Raw genomic sequence first — 19,751 nt, 5'->3', positions numbered from 1 at the left:
GCCTCCACGACTACCTATGACCACTCCAGCGCGTCGATTCTCACGAGTTGCGCCCGCGACCGCCACCCGTGCGCTGATCGCCGGTGCCGCGTTGGCGACCCTGGTGTTCAGCGGCCCGCTGGCCGCCTCGGCCGAGACCACCCCGACACCGGATCCGACCTCCACCGCCGCCGTCTCCGACAGCACCGCCTCCACCTCGGCCGCGGCCGCCTCTGCGACCGGGGGAGTGGCCCTCGCCCTCTCACCGGCCGGCAACGGCGTGCTCACGGCCGGCGGCGACCTCGGGCTCTCCGTCGAGATCGCCAACCCGGGCCCGGATGCGATCAGCGGCACGATCGAGATCGGCATCCGCGACACGGCCCTCGACGGCTCGACCGAGTACGCCGCCTGGATCGCGGCGGCCGGCGACGCGAGCAGCAGCGCCACCGCCGAAGCCCTCAGCGCCGTCGCCACCGTCGACGCCGGCACCATCCAGCCCGGCGGCTCGCACACGGTGGCCCTCACCGTCCCCGCAGCGGCACTGCCGTTCGGCGCCTCGGGCGTCTACGGCATCTCGGCCGAGCTGACCGACTCCGGCAGCAGCCTCGCCACGACCCACACCACGATCGTCTGGAACGACGGTGTCACCCCGGCGCCCGCCACCGCCGGAGTGACGGTCATCGCCCCCATCACGAGCGTCGCGAGCGCGACCGGTCTCATCCAGTCCGCCGCCCTCGAGGCCTTCACGAGCGACACCGGCGTGCTGACCCGCGAGCTCGACGCCGTGGTCGGCAAGCCCGTCACCATCGCCGTCGACCCACGCATCATCGTCTCCATCCGCTCGCTCGGCTCCTCGGCCCCCGCCTCGGCGGTCGGCTGGCTGGAGCGGCTCGACGCGGCCCCGAACCCGATCATCCCGCTCAGCTACGGCGACTCCGACCTCTCCGGCGAGCATCAGGCCGGGGCGGGCGCCGTGCTGGAGCCCACCTCGTTCGCCTACGCCCTGAAGGCCGCGAACTTCACCGACGTCGACGAACTGATCGAGCCCTCGGCCACCGCGCAGTCCGGCACGGCCGACGGATCGGGGGACGGCGCCGCCGGCCCCACGCCCACCCCCACCGACGCCGCGGCATCCGTGCCCACCCTCGACCAGCTCACCAGCTGGGACTACACCGCCACCGACATCGCCTGGCCGCGCAGCGGCAGCGTGGTCGCCGGCGATCTGCCGTTCTTCGCCCAGTCAGGGCTCACCACCACCATCCTCGACTCCACCCAGGTCGTGGCGGTCGACGCGGGCGGCACCGCCGATCCCACCGCCACCCTGAACGCCTCGGCGACCACGGGCGAGCAGACCGTGCTGGTGGCCGACCACGGCGTCTCCACCGCGATCCAGGATGCTCTGGCCGCCACCACCGACGCCCGGCGCGGCGAGGCGATCGCCCAGCTCACCGGCACGCTCACCCTGGCGGCCGAGAACAGCACCGCCGGCACGGCCACGACCGGGCAGACGACGGATGTGCCGCAGGTGCTCGCCGTGCTCGATCGCAGCGCCATGAACCTCACCAGCCTCGACCAGGTGCTGAGCACGATTCAGAGCCTGCCCTGGGCCGATCCCGCCCCGATCCAGCCCCTGCTGGACGCGACGCCGACGCAGGTCGTGCAGGTGATCGACGCCCCCCAGCCCGAGGAGCGCCTCGCCACCATCCGCACCCTGCTGGCGGGCGAGCAGAGCATCGACGGGTTCTCGTCGATCCTGGCCGACCCGTCCGTGATGACCGGCGAGTACCGTGCCGATCTGCTGGCCCTGCTCTCGAACAGCTGGGTGTCGAACGAGGGCGGGTGGAACGTGGCCGCCCAGACCTTCGGCGACACCACGGCGAAGACCCTCGGCTCGGTGCAGGTGGTCGACGGCTCGAACATCAACATGGTGGCCAACCAGGCCAATCTGCCGGTCACGCTGAGCAACGAGCTGCCCTACCCGGTCACCGTCATCCTGCACGTCACGCCGTCGAACGGGCGGCTCGTGGTGGAGAAGGGCGACGTCGAGGTCACCATCGAGGCCTCGTCGCGCAAGGGCGCACAGATCCCGCTGGTGGCGGGGGTGGCCAACGGCCCCGTGACGCTCACCTTCCAGTTGCTCAGCCCCACCGGAGTGCTGCTGTCGACACCCTCACCCGTGCTGGTGAACGTGAGCGCCGACTGGGAGACGCTCGGCACCGTGATCTTCGCGGCCCTCGTGGTGATCGTGTTCGGATTCGGGATCGTGGTCAACATCCTGCGCCGTCGCAAGCAGCGACGGGCCGAGTCGGACGGATCGGTGGACCCACCACGTGAGCAGTAGCCCCAGCATCGGCCGCTCGAGCGCCTTCCTCGCCTCCGGCACCATCGTCTCGCGCGTGATCGGCTTCGTGCGCACGATCGTGCTCGCGCAGACCATCGGCACGGTCGGCGTGAGCGCCGACGCCTTCGCCATCGCGAACCAGCTGCCGAACAACATCTACGTCATCATCGCCGGCGGCACCCTGAGCGCCGTTCTGGTGCCGCAGATCGTTCGGGCTCTGCTGCACGCCGACGGCGGCCGCGGCTACATAAACAAGCTGCTCACCATCACGATGGTCATCCTCGGCGGCGCCACCATCCTGGCGACCCTGCTGGCGCCCGTGCTCGTCACCATCTCGGCCACCCGCTTCAGCGCCGACCAGCTCGCCCTCGCCACGGCCTTCGCGTATTGGTGCCTGCCGCAGATCTTCTTCTACGGCCTGTACACGGTTCTCGGCGAGGTGCTGAACGCCAAGAACGTGTTCGGCCCCTTCACCTGGGCCCCCGCGGTGAACAACATCGTGTCGATCATCGGCCTGGTCGTGTTCATGCTGCTGTTCGGCTCGGATCCGGCCGGCGGCCGCCTGGTCTCGGAGTGGACGCCGACCTCGATCGCCGTGCTCGGCGGCTTCACGACCCTCGCCGTGGCCGCGCAGGCGCTCATCCTGTTCCTGTTCTGGCGCCGGGCCGGCATCCGCTACCGTCCCGACTTCGCCTGGCGCGGTGTCGGCCTCGGCACCGCCGGCAAGCTCGCCGGGTGGACCTTCGGCATGCTGCTGGTCACCCAGGCCGCCGGCCTGGTGGAGACCAACGTCGCCTCGATCGCCTCGGGGTCGGATGCGTCGGTCGCCATCATCCAATACGCCTGGCTGATCTTCATGCTGCCGCATTCGCTGGTGACCGTGTCGATCGTCACGGCGTACTTCACCAAGATGAGCGGGCACGCCGAGCGCGGGGAGACGCCGCAGCTGCGCACCGACGTGGCCGCCGCGATCCGCACCACCGGTCTGTTCATGGTGCTCGCGATGTTCGTGCTGATCGTGGTGGCCTATCCGTTCTCCAGCCTGTTCAGCAAGTCGTTCTTCGACACGGCGGCCATGGGCAACGTGCTGATCGCGTTCCTCGTGGGCCTCATCCCATTCACGGTGCTGTTCGTGCTGCAGCGGGTGTTCTACTCACTCAGCGACACCAAGACGCCCTTCTTCCTGCAGGTGCTGCAGGCGGTCATCTTCACGGTGCTCGCGCTGCTGTGCTCGCTGCTGCCGGTCGAGTGGATCGCCGTCGGCCTGGCGTTCTCGCTCTCGTTCGCCACCGCGATCCAGACCGTGGTGGCCGCGGTCATCATCCGTCGCCGGCTCGGCGGAACGGGTGGGCGGCGACTCACCCTGAGCTTCGTGCGCTATCTGGTGGCGGCCGTCCCCGCCGCGGCCGCCGGCTTCGGGGTGCTGGTGCTGCTCGGCGGGACGGTCGAGCACGGCTTCGCGGTCTCCCGGTACGCGCCGGCGATCCTCTCGATGGCGATCGTCGGCGCGGTGATGCTGGCGGTCTATCTGGGGGCGCTCTTCGCCCTGCGATCGCCGGAGCTGAAGACCGCGCTGGGGCCGATCCGGGCCCGGCTCGGGCGGTGACCACCCGCCCTCCTGAGTGCCCCCTGACCGCGCCGGATGGGCGGAATAGTCCGCGCATATGATGTGTTGTATCGGTCAATGACCGCCCGGGCAGCCCGCCCGCGATCATCCTCAGGAGTGAGAAAACACATGCGCGAGATCATCATCATCGGCTCCGGCCCCGCCGGCTTCACCGCGGCGATCTATGCCGCGCGCGCCGGCCTCTCCCCGCTTCTGCTGGCCTCCAGCGTCGAAGCCGGCGGCGAGCTGATGAAGACCACCGACGTCGAGAACTTCCCCGGTTTCCCCGAGGGCATCCAGGGCCCCGAGCTGATGATGAAGCTGCAGGAGCAGGCCGAGAAGTTCGGCACCGAGGTCATCCTCGATGACGTCACGAGCGTGCAGCTCGAGGGCGACGTGAAGTCGGTCGAGACCGGCTACAGCGGCACCTTCGAGGCCCGTTCGGTGATCTTCGCCACCGGATCCGCCTACCGCAAGCTCGGTCTGCCCGACGAGGAGCGGCTCTCGGGCCGCGGTGTGTCGTGGTGCGCCACCTGCGACGGCTTCTTCTTCAAGACCAAGACGATCGCGGTCATCGGCGGCGGCGACTCCGCCATGGAGGAGGCCACCTTCCTCACCCGCTTCGCCGAGAAGGTGTACCTCGTGCACCGCAAGGACACGCTGCGCGCCTCGAAGATCATGCAGGAGCGCGCCTTCGCGAACGACAAGATCGAGTTCGTCTGGAACTCGGAGGTCGTGGGCATCTCGGGTGAGAACGCGGTCGAGGCCCTCACCCTCCGCAACACCGTCGACGGCACCACCTCGGAGCTTCCGGTACAGGGTCTGTTCGTCGCGATCGGAAACGACCCGCGCGTGCACTTCGTGCACGGGCAGCTCGACCTCACCTCCGAGGGCACCATCGCGGTGGCCGGCCGCACGTCGAAGACCAACCTCCCGGGTGTCTTCGCCGCCGGCGACGTGATCGACCCGCACTACCGTCAGGCCGTCACGGCCGCGGCCTCGGGAACGGTGGCGGCCCTGGATGCCGAGCAGTTTCTTGCAGCTCTAGACCAGACCGGAGACGAGGAGTCCGCCGCAGTCGTGGCCGAGATCGTCGACGAGCTGGTGGCCGCCGAGTAGCAGTTCTCCGAACGGCTCCCGCCGCATTCGGATCCCCACCCCTCGAATTCATCGAGTTCCACGAAAGAAGGAATCATGTCCAACGCCAAGGCCGTCTCCGACGCCACCTTCCAGGCCGACGTGCTCGACTCCGAGAAGACCATCCTGGTCGACTTCTGGGCCGAGTGGTGCGGCCCCTGTCGCGCGGTCGCCCCGATCCTCGACCAGATCGCCGACGAGCACGGCGACAAGATCGAGATCGTCAAGCTGAACGTCGACGACAACCCGCAGACCGCGGCGAAGTACCAGATCACCTCGATCCCGGCCCTCAAGGTCTACAAGGGCGGCGAGGTCGTCAAGACGATCATCGGCGCCAAGCCGAAGGCGGCCCTCGAGGCCGACCTGGCCGCCTTCATCTAAGGCGCAGCCAGTCTCTTCCAGGTGGCCCGTTGCCTTCGTGCAGCGGGCCACTTTTTCATGTCCTACGATGGAATTTCGGTCTACGTCGGGAAGTATGTCAGTGAGCAGCCAGAACCCCCCACAGCAGTCGGGTAACAACCTCGATCCGTGGTACTACAACTACGCCGCACGCACGGCGGGTCTCGCCGCCAGCGAAGTCCGAGCCCTCTTCGCCGTGGCCTCCCGCCCCGAGGTGGTGTCACTGGCCGGGGGAATGCCGGCGGTCTCGGCTCTCCCTCAGGAACTCGTCATCGACTCGATGAACCGGGTCATGCGCGAGCAGGGATCCGTCGCCCTGCAGTACGGCTCCGGTCAGGGCGTGCCGAAGCTGCGCGAACAGATCCTGGACGTGATGGCCATGGAGGGCATCTCGGCCAGCGCCGACGACGTGGTGGTGACCACGGGATCGCAGCATGCGCTCGAGCTGGTGACAAAGCTCTTCATCGACCCGGGAGACGTGGTGCTGGCCGAGGGGCCGAGCTATGTCACCGCGATGGTGATCTTCCGGTCGTTCCAGGCCGAGACCCAGCACGTGGCGATGGACGAGCACGGAATGATCCCCGAAGCCCTGCGCGAGCGGATCGCCGCCGTGCACGCGGACGGCAAGAAGATCAAGTTCCTCTACACGATCCCCTCGTTCCAGAACCCGGCGGGCGTCACCCTCAGCTGGGAGCGCCGGCAGGAGGTGCTCGCCATCGCGAAGGAGCACGGCATCCTCGTGCTCGAGGACAACCCGTACGGGCTGCTGCACTTCGATGCGCCACCGCCCCCCGCCATCCGCTCGCTCGACGAAGACGGCGTGATCTATCTCGGCACCTTCTCCAAGACGCTCGCTCCCGGCTTCCGGGTGGGCTGGGCCCTCGCCCCGCATGCCATCCGGGAGAAGCTCATCCTGGCCAATGAGGCCGCGGTGCTCTCACCCTCCTCGTTCAGCCAGCTGATCGTGTCGCAGTATCTGGACACGATCGACTGGCGCGCTCAGGTCGATCGCTTCCGGGGAGTCTACAGGGAGCGAAAAGAGGCGATGATCGGCGCTTTAACCGAATATCTGCCCAATCTGTCGTGGACCGATCCGCAGGGCGGGTTCTACGTCTGGCTCACGCTCCCCCCACATCTCGACTCGAAGCAGATGCTGCCCCGTGCCGTGAAGGAGCTGGTGGCCTACACGCCCGGTACGGCGTTCTACGCCGACGGATCGGGCCGCAACAACATCCGTCTCTCGTTCTGCTACCCGACTCCCGAGGCGATCCGCGTCGGCATCCGCCGTCTGCAGAACGTCATCAACGGCGAGCTCGACCTGCTCGAGACCTTCGCCGCCACCGGTCCGCTCGACACCGTGCGCGACCGCACCTTCTCGGCTCCTCCGCCCAACCTCGACTGAGAGACCGCATCATGAGCGACAACTCCACCCCCCGTACCGTCGTCGTCCTCTCCGGCGGCATCTCGCACGAGCGCGATGTGTCGCTGCGCACCGGCCGCCGGGTCGCGGATGCGCTGATCGGTCGCGGCCACTCCGTGATCGTGCGCGAGCCGGATGCGAACCTGTTGCCGTTCCTCGCCGAGACGCGGCCCGACGTCGTGTGGCCCGCGCTGCACGGAGCCAGCGGTGAAGACGGCGCGCTGCGCGCACTGCTGGACATGCTCGGCGTCCCCTACGTGGGCTCGCAGGCGAAGGCCGCCCGCCTGGCCTGGCAGAAGCCGACCGCCAAGGTGCTCGTCGAACGTGCCGGGTTCGCCACGCCGCGCTGGGTGACCTTGCCCCGTGACACCTTCCGCGAGCTCGGGGCCACCCAGGTACTCGACCTGGTTCTGACGTCGCTCGGCTCCGAGCTGGTCGTGAAGCCGGCCATGGGCGGATCCGCTCTGGGTGTCGGTGTGCTCGGCTCCGCGGATGACCTTCCGCGGGCCGTGGTTGACGCCTATACCTACGGCGAGGTCGCACTGATCGAACAGCGTGCCCGCGGGGTGGAGATCTCGATCGGCATCGTCGATCTGGGGGAGGGGCCGATCGCCCTGCCCGCCGTCGAGATCGAGCCCCGATCCGGGGTCTACAGCTTCGAAGCCCGCTACAACGCGGGGGAGACCAGCTTCTACGCCCCGGCGCGACTCGACCCCGAGTCCGCCGCGACTGCGCGGGACACCGCACTGGCCATCCACGCCGCGCTCGGTCTGCGCCACATCTCGCGGATCGACCTCATCATCGATGACGCCGGCACACCCTGGTTCCTCGAGGCCAACGTGCTGCCCGGCCTCACCGAGACGTCTACCGTGCCTCAGGGCATCCTCGCCGCCGGCCTCTCGCTGGCCGAGGTCTACGAAAAGCTCAGCGAGGTTGCCATCACCGGCTGATTTCGGTCCAACGAGCGCGAGTCCGTCACCTGCCTCACGGCGGTGACGGGCTCGTTCTGTTTCAGACGGGCCTCCGATCTTCTGGCCTCTGCGACCTGAGCACGGATGTTTCACGTGAAACATCCTGAATTCGGTGCTCGAGGGTACGCTGCCGCTCGGATCAGCTGAAGCGCGGGCCCCGGCTGGTGGGGGAGTGGCCGAAGCCTTCCTCACCCAGTTCGCCGAGGATACGGTTGAGATCCTGGATCGTCGCGAAGTCGATCACGATCTGCCCCTTCGACCGGCCCAGGCTCACGCGCACTCGCGTGTTCAGCCGATCGCCGAGTCGTTCACCGATCTCGTCGAGGTGCCCGCGCTTGGCGCCGGCCGTGGTCTTGGCACGGGTCGCCTTCGGAGCCGAGGATGCCAGCGCTTCCGCCGCGCGCACCGACAGGTCTTCGTTCACGATCTTGTCGGCGAGCTTGTTCATCGCGTCGACGTCTCCGACGGCCAGAACGGCCCGCGCGTGGCCGGCGCTGAGCACACCCGCGGCGACACGGTTCTGTACCGCAGCCGGGAGCTTCAGCAGGCGAAGGGTGTTGGTGATCTGGGGGCGGGAGCGCCCGATCCGCTCGGCCAGCTGATCCTGCGTGATTCCGAAGTCCTCCAGCAACTGCTGGTAGGCAGAGGCCTCTTCCAGGGGATTCAGCTGCGAGCGGTGCAGGTTCTCGAGCAGCGCATCGCGCAGCATGTCCTCATCAGCGGTGTCTTTGATGACCGCGGGGATCGTGTCGAGCCCCGCCTCCTTGGTGGCACGCAAGCGGCGCTCACCCATCACCAACTCGTACTGCTGCGGCTTTCCGTCTTCCGCCGGCAGCTCGCGCACCACGATCGGCTGAAGAACGCCGATCTCCTTGACCGAGTGCACCAGCTCGGCCAGGTCCGACGCATCGAAGACGCTGCGCGGCTGCTTCGCATTGGGAACGATGCTGTTCGGATCCAGCTGCGCCAGACGCGCACCCGGAACGGCGACCAGCTGCACACCGTCGTCGGCGGTCGCCGTGTCGCCAGGCCGCGCGTCGAAGAAGACGTCCACCGGGCGGGAGCCCTCGACCCGCGGCTCGTCGGTGGGAATGAGTGCGCCGATACCGCGACCGAGTCCGGTTCTCTTCTTAGTTGCCACGCTGCGGCACTCCTCTTTCTGCGATTTCGGCGGCCGCCTCCAAGTACGAGACGGAGCCGGGGGAATTGGGATCGAAGCTGATGACGGTCTGGCCGTAACTGGGAGCCTCCGAGATGCGCACGGATCGGGGGATCACGGCGCGGAGGGTCTGGTCGGGGAAATGCTGCCGCACATCCTCCGCCACCTGGAACGCCAGCCTGGTGCGGCCGTCATACATGGTGAGCAGGATCGTGGAGACCGCCAGCGTGGGGTTGAGATGCCGCTCGATCAGGCTGATGTTGTTGAGCAGCTGACTGAGCCCCTCAAGCGCGTAGTACTCGCACTGAATCGGGATCAGCACCTCCCGAGCCGCCACGAACGCATTGATGGTCAGGAGTCCGAGCGAGGGCGGGCAGTCGATGAAGACGTAGTGGAAGGGAGTTCCCGCTTCCTCCATCGCGGCCAGGAAGCGGTCGAGGGCCCCCCGAAGCCGCTGCTCGCGCGCGACCATCGGCACCAGTTCGATCTCAGCGCCGGCGAGGTGGATGGTGGCCGGCAGGCAGAACAGGTTTCCCGACTCCGGGCTCTCCTGCACGATGTCGGCCATGGGCTCATCACGGATCAGCACGTCGTACACGCTGGGCTTGTCACCGCGGTGGTCGACACCGAGAGCGGTGGAGGCATTCCCCTGAGGATCGAGATCGATCACCAGAACACGCGCGCCCTCTCGAGCAAGCGCAGCGGCGAGGTTCACCGTGGTCGTGGTCTTGCCCACGCCACCCTTCTGATTCGCGACGGTCAGTACGCGCGCCGACGCGGGGAGGGGATATGTGCGCGTGGCCAAAAGGCGCCTTCTCTGCGACAGATCCGCCAGCTCGCGAGCGAGCGGGGTCGACGCGTCGAACGCGGTGGCATCACTGGTCATTCACACAATCCTGTCGATATGTTTCACGTGAAACATGGGGGAGTGGATCCATGGACGGGTTGAGTCACCGCACCGATGGACGTCTTCGATGGTATCGAACTCCGCCGACACTCTCCGCGTGTCGGCATCAACTGCGGGCGTACTCACCCGTAACCGACCGAAAACCAGGAGAAAGACGGATGACAGCGATGCCGGCCTCACCAGCGGGGGAGGACACGCAGAAGCAGAGCTGACGAAGATCAGGGAACCCGCGCACGGATGACTCGCGTGATGTCGACGTCCAGCTCTGCGCCGAGCTCGATCACCTCGACATCGCTGAGTCGATACTTGCAGATGGCCTTCTCGGCGGCCTCGATCTCCTTCGCCGCGCCGGCACCTTTCATGAGCACAAGCTCACCGCCCGCCCGCAACAGGGGAGCGGTCAACGGGATCAACTTCGAGAACGCGCTCACCGCACGCGCCGTCACCTGGTCCAGTTCACCGCGCGGATACTCTTCAGCGCGAGCCCGAACCACGGTGACGTTGTCCAGACCGAGAAGATGCTTCTGCTCGTCCAGCCAGGCGACACGTCGCTCCATCGGCTCGATCAGAACGAATGACACATCCGGCCGCGCAATGGCGAGGACGATTCCCGGCAGGCCGGCCCCGCTACCGATGTCGCCCACCACTCCGGGACGCAACAGCGGCGCGAGAACGGCGCAGTTCACGATGTGGCGGCTCCAGATGCGGGGGAGTTCGAGCGGACCGATCAGGCCCAGTTCCTCACCCCGGCGGATCAGGTCATCCGTGAAGAGCCGCGCCAAATCGAGCCGATCGCCGAAGACACGCGCTGCGGTTTCGGGCTCCTGCTCGATCCCGGACGAATTCGGCCCACTCTGTGTCTGCATCAATGTTTCACGTGAAACTACGCGCGGGTGATGACCGTGTGGCGGTCGCGGCCTTCGCCCTCGGACTCCGAGGTGAAGCCACCCCGCTCGGCCACGATGTCGTGCACGAGCTTGCGCTCGTAGGAGGACATCGCATCCAGGTGCGCCGCTGCCGCGCCACCCTCGATCTCGGCCACGGCACTGTCGACGAGCTTCTCGAGCTCACGCTGCCGGATCTGGCGGCTCCCGCCCACATCCAGGATCAGACGCGAGAACTCACCGGTCTTCGTCTGAACCGCGAGGCGGGTCAGCTCCTGCAGAGCAGCCACCGTGTCCGGGCGCGACAGCACGCGCAGGTTGCTCTCGCCCGAGGCGTTCACCGAGATATACGCTCGGCCATCGTTCACCTCAATATCGATGTCACCATCGAGATCGCAGATGTCGAGCAGCTCTTCGATGTAGTCGGCGGCGACATCGCCCTCGTCGATGACGGCCTCCGCCTCCACGATCACGTCGGTGTCGGTGTCGATCGCGGCCCCTGCCTGGGTCTCGGTCAGATCAGTCATTTCTTGTCCCCTTGCTTCTTCGCCCGGTTCTTGCTCACGGGCTGCTGGCGCTGCGTCGTCTTCGGAACCTCCGGGATCGACTCGATCTCGGGGGCTCCCTTCGTCGGCTCGAGTTTGCCCTTCTTGGCGAGGCGCGCCTCACGGGCCTTCGCCGCCTCGCTGCCGGGCGTGGGCATGTTGCGGATCACGAGGAACTGCTGGCCCATGGTCCAGAAGTTGGAGGTCAGCCAGTAGAACATCACGCCGAGCGGGAACGCGACGCCCGAGAACACGAACACCAGCGGGAGGATGTAGAGCAGGATGCGCTGCTGCTTGTACATCGGGCTGGCCTTGGCCTCGGGGGACTGGTTCTTGGCCATGATCTGCAGCTGCGTGTAGAACTGCGAGGCGGTCATCAGCACGACCATCAGGCCGGCGATCAGCATGACCTGCCAGGGGCCGCCCGCATTGAAGGCGCTCATGAAGGTATCGTGCAGAGGCGCCACTCCGAACAACGTGGCATCGCCGAACTGCTTTCCGAGTTCTGCGTTCAGCGGACCGACACCGCTCTGGCCCTTCTGGGCGTTGTTGAGCACCGAGAATAGGCTGAAGAAGATCGGCATCTGCAGAAGCAGGGGGAGGCAGGATGCCAGCGGGTTGGTACCGGTCTTGCGATAGAGCTCCATGGTCTCGCGCGACATGGCCTCGCGGGAGAACTGGTCCTTCTTGCCCTTGTACTTGTCCTGGATCTTCTTGAGTTGTGGCGCGACTTCGAGCATCTTGCGCTGACTCTTGATCTGACGCACGAAGATCGGGATGAGGGCGGCACGCACCACGATCACCAGCCCGACGATCGACAGCACCCAGGTGAGGCCGGCCGCGGGGTCGAGTTGGAACACATTGGTCCAGACCCAGTGCCAGGCGACGAGGATCAGCTCCACCACCCATTTGATGGGCCAGAGGATCGTATCGAGGAGGGGGATTTCCATGGTGTGGGGTTAGCCCTTTCCGTGGCTAGCTACTACGAAACCGAACGGCGTCAACCGGTACTTCTGGCGGCGCACCGGCGGCACGTCGTCGACGCCGCCCTTCGCCCAGGGATGGCAGCGGGCGATGCGATAGATGCCCATCCCGGAACCCACCACCAGACCGCGCTGCTGAATGGCCTGCAATGTATAGGAGGAGCACGACGGGTAGTACCGGCAGACATCCCCATATAAAGGAGAGATCACCGCTCGATACCCGCGGAGCAGGAGCACGGCGAGATTGCGGGGGAGGAGCAGGATCGCCGTCACCACTGACATCATGCGAGCACAAATCCTTTGGTGAGAGAACGCGATAGTTCTTCGAAGAGTACGCCGTAAGGCTGAGACGCAGCTTCGGGCAGTGCGCGCACCACCACATCGGTTCCCGGTGCCATCGACGGCAGCAGCGCGAAAGCAGCAGCCTTCATCCGACGACGTACGCGATTGCGTACCACCGCGACTCCCACCGATTTCGCCACGATGAACCCGAAACGCGCATCCGACGACGATGAGTCGGATGCGCGAATGTAGGTCACGGTGTGCGGGCCCACGAATTTCGCACCACGCCGCACGGTGCCGCGATAGTCACGGCCGTGGGTGATGCGATTGGCTCTGGCCAGCACCGCAGCGAGGGGTCGGGCTCAGGCGGAGAGCTCGGTACGACCCTTGCGGCGACGCGCCGACAGGATCGAGCGGCCCGCACGGGTGCGCATACGCAGACGGAAACCGTGCACCTTGGCGCGGCGGCGGTTGTTCGGCTGGAAAGTTCTCTTGCTCATGATGTTCTCCGGTCCGGCGGGCAAGCAGGCAGCAAGACCGTCGTGAAGTCGTATTCGAGGGGGGCAGCGGGAAACCGCTACAAGTCAACTGATTAAACCTACGACCTCAGAGGCCTGGGGTCAAACCGGATCTGCCCAAAGAGTCAATTATCCACAGCTTGTGGACAACATCTGTGTAGGACACGCAGGCCGTCAATACAACGAACTTGCCCTCCGGCATGGCAGTCACTAGCTTAGGTGCCTACAGTTACTAACAGCCGGCGGGGGCCAAGCACGCGGCTGGTGACGGATGCTTTCGATCCGGCGCCGCTAGACACGTTCGACAGGAGTTCCATTGGCTGAGGGTGCCGGTTCGACAGAGGAGAACTGGCGGAAGATCCTCCAGGTTCTCTCGGCCGACGAACGGATCACTCCGCAACTCAAAGGGTTCCTCGGCCTGGTGGTCCCGAAGGGGATTCTGGGCGGCTCGTTCTACCTCGAGGTTCCCAACGACTTCACCCGCGACATGCTCGAGCAGCGGGTGCGCCCCTCTCTTCTCGCCGCGCTCGGCACGCTCGATCCGAACCTGGACGTCAGCAGCTTCTCGGTGGTGGTGAACCCCGACATCAGCGGCTATCCCGCGGCGTCGGATGCGGCCGAGGCGACCTCCTCGGCCGGCGCCACCGGCCCCATCGGCCAGGTCCCGGCGCCAGGCCAGGGCCAGGGCCTCGGTCAGCGCACGGCATCCGAATCCAGCTACGCGGAGTCGGTGGCATCCGTCGCCCCGCCCGTGCAGGAGACCGTCGGGCCCCTCCGCAACAACGACACGCGGCTGAACCCCAAGTACAGCTTCGACAACTTCGTGATCGGCGGCTCGAACCGCTTCGCCCACGCCGCCGCGGTGGCGGTGGCCGAGGCGCCGGCCAAGGCCTACAACCCGCTGTTCATCTACGGCGACTCCGGCCTCGGAAAGACGCACCTGCTGCACGCGATCGGCCACTACGCCATCAGCCTCTACCCCGGAGTGCGCGTGCGATACGTCAGCTCCGAGGAGTTCACGAACGATTTCATCAACTCGATCGCCAACAACCGCGGCGCGGCCTTCCACAGCCGGTACCGCGACATCGACCTGCTGCTGATCGACGACATCCAGTTCCTGCAGGGCAAGGCCGAGACGCAAGAGGCCTTCTTCCACACCTTCAACACGCTGCACGACCACAACAAGCAGGTCGTGATCACCTCCGACCTGCCGCCGAAGCACCTCACCGGCTTCGAAGACCGGATGCGCACCCGCTTCGAGTGGGGACTCATCACCGATGTGCAGACCCCCGACCTCGAGACCCGCATCGCCATCCTGCGAAAGAAGGCGCAGAGCGAGCGCCTGCGAGTGCCCGACGACATCCTCGAGTTCATGGCCACGAAGGTCTCCAGCAACGTGCGCGAGCTCGAGGGAACCCTCATCCGCGTCACGGCCTTCGCCAGCCTGAACCGCACTCCGGTCGACATGGCCCTGGTGCAGACCGTGCTGAAAGACCTCATCACCCTCGACGACGACAACATCATCGCGCCGGTCGACATCATCAACCACACCGCCGACTACTTCAAGCTCTCGGTCGACGACCTCTACGGCTCGAGTCGCTCACAGGCCATCGCCACGGCACGCCAGATCGCCATGTACCTGTGCCGGGAGATGACCAGCCTGTCGCTGCCCAAGATCGGTCAGCTGTTCGGCGGCCGGGACCACACCACGGTGATGTACGCCAACAACAAGATCGGCAAGTTGATGACCGAGAAGCGCTCGATCTACAACCAGGTCACCGAGATCTCGAACCGGATCAAGCACAACCAGCGCTACAAAAGCGCCTGATCGCCCTCCCTGGGTGCGACCTGGGTACGAATTCCACAGATTGTGAAGGGATTGTGGATAACCCGGCTCCGGATGTTGATCAGTCGCCTCGACATGTGGAATGGTTCACATCCGCTTCATCTAGACGATGTGGAGTTTTAAGCCGGGTGCACAGCGGATCAACAACTCACACTGTTGTAGTTCAGCGGAACCAAGGGTTTTAAACAGACTTATCCACATATCCACAGGCGTTAAGACCATTAAGAATCCCAATTAATCAATGACATCCCACAACCTCTTCGGAGGTGGCCCCGGCTTCGCAGCCCGTTCCCGATCCGGACGCACTCACCCGGTAGCATGGAGCGACCCAGGGTCTCTAATGCCGACAGAGGTGACTTCGTGAAGTTCCAAGTAAACCGAGACGTCTTCAGCGAAGCAGTGTCCTTCGCCGTGAAGCTCTTGCCCCAGCGCACCACACTGCCGATTCTGAGCGGTGTGCTGATCGAGGCGAAAGACGACGGTCTCACCCTGTCCTCGTTCGACTACGAGGTGTCTGCACAGACGCAGATCACCGCGGATGTCGAGGAGCCGGGCGTCATCCTGGTCTCCGGCCGGCTCCTGTCCGACATCGCCAACCGGCTGCCGAACGCGCCGGTGCGTTTCAGCACCGAAGACTCCCGCATCGTCGTGAGCTGCGGCACCGCGAAGTTCACGCTGCTGAGCATGCCGGTGGAGGAATACCCCACACTGCCCCAGGTCGGCGCCGAGTCGGGGCTGCTCCCCGCCGAGCAGTTCGCCGCCGCCGTCGCCCAGGTCGCCGTCGCCGCGTCGCGAGACGACGTGACCCCCGTCATTACGGGCGTGCAGCTCGAGGTCACCGAGAACAGCATCTCGCTGGTCGCCACCGACCGGTATCGCGTCGCCGTGCGCAACGTCGACTGGGACTCGAACGACTCGGGAACCACCACCGCGACCGCTCTGGTGCCCGCCCGCACCCTGCAGGAGGTCGGCAAGACCTTCGGCAACGCCGGCACCATCTCGGTGGCGATCACCAACTCCGACGACCGCGAGCTGATCGCGTTCAAGAGCGACAAGAAGACCGTCACCACGCTGCTGATCAAGGGCAACTTCCCTCCGGTCAAGCGCCTGTTCCCCGAGTCGGTCGACAACTACGCCGTGATCAACACCGCCGAGCTGATCGAGGCCACCAAGCGCGTGTCGCTGGTGCTCGAGCGCGAAGCCGCCCTGCGATTCACCTTCACGATCGACGGCGTGACCCTCGAGGCGATCGGATCGGAGCAGGCGCAGGCATCCGAGTCGATCGATGCGCTGCTCACCGGGCAAGACACCGTGGTGTCGCTCAAGCCGCAGTTCCTGCTCGACGGTCTCTCCGCCGTGCACTCCGAGTTCGTGCGGATCTCGTTCACGAAGACCGACAACCCGAACAAGCCCGGCCCCGTGCTGATCACCAGCCAGTCCTCGAAAGACCAGCCGGGATCCGACGACTACAAGTACCTGCTGCAGCCCAACCTGCTGCTGCGCTGACCCTCTCCACCACCTGCAAGGAGCTGTCATGAACATCGGACTCATCGGTCTGGGCAAGATGGGCAACAACATGCGTGCCCGCTTGAAAAAGTCGGGCATCGACGTGGTCGGCTACGACACGAACCCCGCCGTGAGTGACGTTCCCGACCTCAAGGCCCTCGCCGCCGCGCTGCCCGCCCCGCGCATCGTCTGGGTGATGGTTCCGGCCGGCAAGATCACCGACAGCGTCATCCACGACCTCTCCGAAGTGCTGGAGGAGGGCGACCTCATCATCGACGGTGGCAACTCCAAGTTCACCGAGGACTTCAAGCACTCCGAATTCCTCGCCCCCAAGGGCATCCAGTTCATGGACGCCGGCGTCTCCGGCGGCGTCTGGGGCCTGGACAACGGGTACGGCCTGATGGTCGGCGGAACCGCGGAGAACGTCGAGCGGGCCATGCCCGTGTTCGACGCGCTCCGCCCCGAGGGACCGCGCGACGAGGGCTTCGTGCACGTCGGCGAGGTCGGCGCCGGCCACTACGCGAAGATGGTGCACAACGGCATCGAGTACGGCATGATGCAGAGCTACGCCGAGGGCTACGAGCTGCTCGACGCGCGCAAGGACATCATCAAAGACGTCACCGGCACCTTCAAGGCCTGGCAGCGCGGCACGGTCGTGCGCTCCTGGCTGCTCGAACTGCTGGTGCGCGCACTCGAGGCCGATCCCGAGTTCGACCAGATCCACGGCTACGTCGACGACTCCGGCGAGGGTCGCTGGACCCTCGAGGAGGCCATCGAGAACGCCGTGCCGATGCCCGCGATCAGCGCGTCGATCTTCGCGCGCTTCGTGTCGCGCCAAGACGACTCGCCGGCCATGAAGGCCGTCGCCGCCCTGCGCAACCAGTTCGGCGGCCACGCGGTCAAAGAGCTCGACTAGTCCAGCGCCGGGTTCTGCTTGTTCGTCCGTCACCTGAGCCTCACCGACTTCCGCAACTACGCCACCGCGGAGGTCGCGCTCGAACCCGGGCCGAACCTGTTCGTCGGTCGTAACGGCCAGGGCAAGACGAACCTCGTCGAGTCGCTCGGCTACCTGGCCACGCTCTCCTCGCACCGGGTCTCCACCGATCAGGCGCTGATCAGAGCGGGCCAGGATGCCGCGATCGTGCGTGCCCGGCTGGAGCACGAGGGCCGCGAACTGCTGGTCGAACTGCAGCTGAACCGCAGCGGGGCCAATCGCGCGCAGGTGAACCGGGCGGCGATCAAGCCGCGCGAACTCCCGCGGTACCTCTCTACCGTGCTGTTCGCTCCCGAAGACCTCGCCCTGATCCGAGGCGAGCCCTCGACCCGGCGCCGGTTCGTGGATGCGCTGCTCGGCACCCGGGCTCCGCGCCTCCTCGGCGTCTTCGCCGATTACGACCGGGTGCTCAAGCAACGGAACGCGCTGCTGAAGTCGGCCCGAGCATCCGGCTTGAGGGATGCGAAACTCTCCACGCTCGAACTCTGGAACGAGCGCCTGGTCGAACTGGGCACCGAGATCATCGCCGAGCGACTCGCCATCGTGCAGGCCCTCGGCCCCTTCGTGCGCGAGGCCTACCAGGCGGTCGCCGGCTCGGAACAGGAGCCCACGCTCGAACTGGTGCTGAGCATCCTGGCCGAGAAACCGGGTGACGACGACGACACCGGGGCTCAGGATGTCGCGACCCGCGCATCCGGAACCGACGGAGTCGAATCAGCCGGGGCCGCCGCGGCGCTGCCCACCCGCACCGAGCTCGCCGACTCCTTTCGCGCGGCACTGGAGAAGGTGGCGCGTGCCGAGCGCGATCGCGGCATCACCCTCGTCGGGCCGCACCGCGACGACGTGCTCTTCCGCCTGAACGGGCTGCCGGCCAAGGGATACGCGAGCCATGGCGAGTCCTGGTCGTTCGCGCTCGCCCTGAAGCTGGCCTGCGCCGAACTGCTGCGGGCCGAGTCGAGCACCGGCGACCCGATCGTGATTCTCGACGACGTCTTCGCCGAGCTCGACCAGGGCCGGCGGGGCCGCCTGGCGGATGCGGTGAAGGACTACCAGCAGGTGCTCATCACGGCTGCCGTCTACGACGACGTGCCCGAGGCGCTCACCGCGCACACCGTGCGCATCCAGGCGGGCACGATCGTGGCGGAGTTCTCGTGAGCGCGCTTTCGCCGGGGCGGTACCGATGACCGAGTCGCAGAACGTCTACCTGCGCCTGAAGGCCGCGTTCGGCAACCCGGATTCGCGCGCCGCGAACTGGCGATCCCGCAAGACACGCAAGCGGGGCGACGACGACGAGAGCGAGCCCTACGGCCGCGGCCGCGACCCGCACGGCCTCGGCGACGTGATGGGTTCGCTCACCAGCCAACTGGGCTGGGGCTCGTCGCTGGCCAAGTCCGATCTGCTGCTCGCCTGGGCCGAGATCGCCGGCCCCGACACCGCCGAGCACTCCACACCGATCGGTATCACGGATGCGGTACTCACCGTGCAGTGCGACTCCACCGCGTGGGCCACGCAGCTGCGCCACATGCGCGTGCTGATCATGACCACGATCGCCCAGCGGTTCCCCGAAGCGGGCATCGAGTCGATCCGCTTCGAAGCACCCCACGCCCCGAGCTGGAAACGCGGCTCCAGATCGATTCCAGGGCGCGGTCCTCGCGATACCTACGGCTGAGTAGGCAAATGTGGTCACGGGCCCGAAATAAAACGCTCAGCGGGGCATATGAGCGTCGTTTCCAAGGCTTCGTTTGATAGAATTAAGGGTCGCCTTGCCCGGCCGGTGGGCACGACACCAAGGAGCACATCTCTCTATGTCTGAATCGGACAAGGTCCACCCTGACAACGAGTACGGCGCGGACCAGATCCAGGTTCTGGAAGGCCTCGAGGCGGTGCGCAAGCGCCCCGGCATGTACATCGGTTCCACCGGTCCCCGCGGCCTGCACCACCTGGTATACGAGATCGTGGACAACAGCGTCGACGAGGCCCTCGCCGGCTATGCCGATCACATCGAAGTGGTCATGCGCAAAGACGGCGGCATCCAGGTCACCGACAACGGTCGCGGTATCCCCGTCGACATCCACCCGGTCGAGAAGAAGTCGACCGTCGAGGTGGTGCTCACCATCCTGCACGCCGGTGGCAAGTTCGGCGGCGGCGGATACGCGGTCTCGGGCGGTCTGCACGGCGTGGGATCCTCCGTGGTGAACGCGCTCTCGAGCGAACTCGACGTCGAAGTGCGGCGTCAAGGCAACGTGTATCGGCAGAGCTACAAGATCGGCGTAC

Annotated in this window: 20 protein-coding genes; 12 read left to right on the top strand and 8 right to left on the bottom strand. The window is 66.4% G+C overall.

From position 1 onward, the window contains the following. Window positions 1-16 precede the first annotated feature (16 nt). The 6 genes from Q0D75_RS06810 to Q0D75_RS06785 all read left to right on the top strand — a co-directional run bounded on the left by Q0D75_RS06810 (window position 17) and on the right by Q0D75_RS06785 (window position 7,832). Entirely contained in the window at window positions 17-2,320 is a 2,304-nt protein-coding gene (locus Q0D75_RS06810) for a DUF6049 family protein (RefSeq protein ID WP_291050803.1), read from the top strand. Beyond that, entirely contained in the window at window positions 2,310-3,926 is a 1,617-nt protein-coding gene (murJ, locus tag Q0D75_RS06805) for a murein biosynthesis integral membrane protein MurJ (protein WP_291050801.1), read from the top strand. Before Q0D75_RS06810 ends, murJ begins: the two co-directional genes overlap by 11 nt. A gap of 129 nt (window positions 3,927-4,055) precedes the next feature. Beyond that, window positions 4,056-5,045, top strand: a complete 990-nt coding sequence (gene trxB / locus Q0D75_RS06800; protein WP_291050798.1) for a thioredoxin-disulfide reductase — start codon at window positions 4,056-4,058, stop codon at window positions 5,043-5,045. A gap of 75 nt (window positions 5,046-5,120) precedes the next feature. Next, a complete protein-coding gene (gene trxA, locus Q0D75_RS06795; RefSeq protein WP_291050796.1) occupies window positions 5,121-5,444 on the top strand; it encodes a thioredoxin in 324 nt (107 codons plus the stop codon). Window positions 5,445-5,538: 94 nt separating this feature from the next. Beyond that, complete coding sequence (locus Q0D75_RS06790) at window positions 5,539-6,864, top strand: PLP-dependent aminotransferase family protein (protein ID WP_291050794.1); 1,326 nt, start codon at window positions 5,539-5,541, stop codon at window positions 6,862-6,864. Between the two features lie 11 nt (window positions 6,865-6,875). Beyond that, entirely contained in the window at window positions 6,876-7,832 is a 957-nt protein-coding gene (locus Q0D75_RS06785) for a D-alanine--D-alanine ligase (protein ID WP_291050791.1), read from the top strand. 160 nt (window positions 7,833-7,992) lie between these two features. Here the strand turns inward: Q0D75_RS06785 and Q0D75_RS06780 are convergent, their stop codons facing one another. From Q0D75_RS06780 to rpmH, 8 genes are all read right to left on the bottom strand, one after another. Then, the gene (locus tag Q0D75_RS06780) at window positions 7,993-8,994 is read right to left on the bottom strand and encodes a ParB/RepB/Spo0J family partition protein (protein WP_291050789.1); all 1,002 of its coding nucleotides are present in this window, start codon (window positions 8,992-8,994) and stop codon (window positions 7,993-7,995) included. After that, window positions 8,984-9,898, bottom strand: a complete 915-nt coding sequence (locus Q0D75_RS06775) for a ParA family protein (RefSeq protein WP_291050785.1) — start codon at window positions 9,896-9,898, stop codon at window positions 8,984-8,986. The genes Q0D75_RS06780 and Q0D75_RS06775 overlap by 11 nt, the downstream gene beginning before the upstream one ends. Before the next feature lie 239 nt (window positions 9,899-10,137). Further along, entirely contained in the window at window positions 10,138-10,785 is a 648-nt protein-coding gene (rsmG, locus tag Q0D75_RS06770; RefSeq protein WP_291050782.1) for a 16S rRNA (guanine(527)-N(7))-methyltransferase RsmG, read from the bottom strand. A gap of 17 nt (window positions 10,786-10,802) precedes the next feature. Next, on the bottom strand, window positions 10,803-11,330 hold the full coding sequence (locus Q0D75_RS06765) for a R3H domain-containing nucleic acid-binding protein (RefSeq protein ID WP_291050780.1): 528 nt from the start codon (window positions 11,328-11,330) through the stop codon (window positions 10,803-10,805). After that, entirely contained in the window at window positions 11,327-12,292 is a 966-nt protein-coding gene (gene yidC / locus Q0D75_RS06760; RefSeq protein WP_291051054.1) for a membrane protein insertase YidC, read from the bottom strand. The genes Q0D75_RS06765 and yidC overlap by 4 nt, the downstream gene beginning before the upstream one ends. Before the next feature lie 15 nt (window positions 12,293-12,307). Continuing rightward, a complete protein-coding gene (gene yidD, locus Q0D75_RS06755; RefSeq protein WP_291050777.1) occupies window positions 12,308-12,616 on the bottom strand; it encodes a membrane protein insertion efficiency factor YidD in 309 nt (102 codons plus the stop codon). Further along, the gene (gene rnpA / locus Q0D75_RS06750) at window positions 12,613-12,957 is read right to left on the bottom strand and encodes a ribonuclease P protein component (protein ID WP_291050774.1); all 345 of its coding nucleotides are present in this window, start codon (window positions 12,955-12,957) and stop codon (window positions 12,613-12,615) included. The genes yidD and rnpA overlap by 4 nt, the downstream gene beginning before the upstream one ends. An 18-nt stretch (window positions 12,958-12,975) precedes the next feature. Further along, the gene (rpmH, locus tag Q0D75_RS06745; RefSeq protein ID WP_055810406.1) at window positions 12,976-13,113 is read right to left on the bottom strand and encodes a 50S ribosomal protein L34; all 138 of its coding nucleotides are present in this window, start codon (window positions 13,111-13,113) and stop codon (window positions 12,976-12,978) included. Window positions 13,114-13,447: 334 nt separating this feature from the next. Here rpmH and dnaA point away from each other — a divergent pair, with 334 nt between their 5' ends. The 6 genes from dnaA to Q0D75_RS06715 all read left to right on the top strand — a co-directional run. Beyond that, the gene (dnaA, locus tag Q0D75_RS06740) at window positions 13,448-14,959 is read left to right on the top strand and encodes a chromosomal replication initiator protein DnaA (protein WP_291050772.1); all 1,512 of its coding nucleotides are present in this window, start codon (window positions 13,448-13,450) and stop codon (window positions 14,957-14,959) included. Between the two features lie 378 nt (window positions 14,960-15,337). Beyond that, window positions 15,338-16,483 carry a DNA polymerase III subunit beta gene (dnaN, locus tag Q0D75_RS06735; protein ID WP_291050769.1) on the top strand — a complete coding sequence of 382 codons (1,146 nt, stop codon included), beginning with the start codon at window positions 15,338-15,340 and terminating at the stop codon, window positions 16,481-16,483. 28 nt (window positions 16,484-16,511) lie between these two features. Further along, window positions 16,512-17,399 carry a phosphogluconate dehydrogenase (NAD(+)-dependent, decarboxylating) gene (gnd, locus tag Q0D75_RS06730; RefSeq protein ID WP_291050766.1) on the top strand — a complete coding sequence of 296 codons (888 nt, stop codon included), beginning with the start codon at window positions 16,512-16,514 and terminating at the stop codon, window positions 17,397-17,399. An 18-nt stretch (window positions 17,400-17,417) separates the two neighbouring features. Then, window positions 17,418-18,632, top strand: coding sequence for a DNA replication/repair protein RecF (gene recF, locus Q0D75_RS06725; RefSeq protein WP_291050763.1), 1,215 nt, complete (start codon window positions 17,418-17,420; stop codon window positions 18,630-18,632). Window positions 18,633-18,657: 25 nt separating this feature from the next. Beyond that, window positions 18,658-19,146, top strand: coding sequence for a DciA family protein (locus Q0D75_RS06720; protein ID WP_291050759.1), 489 nt, complete (start codon window positions 18,658-18,660; stop codon window positions 19,144-19,146). A gap of 136 nt (window positions 19,147-19,282) precedes the next feature. Beyond that, the coding region (locus Q0D75_RS06715; RefSeq protein WP_291050756.1) for an ATP-binding protein at window positions 19,283-19,751 on the top strand (469 nt) is incomplete at its 3' end.

Source organism: Herbiconiux sp. (genome assembly GCF_023264855.1).
Classification (GTDB): Bacteria; Actinomycetota; Actinomycetes; order Actinomycetales; family Microbacteriaceae; genus Herbiconiux.
Note: the sequence above shows the minus strand (reverse complement) of the source record. Positions and strands in the feature narration are given on the sequence as shown.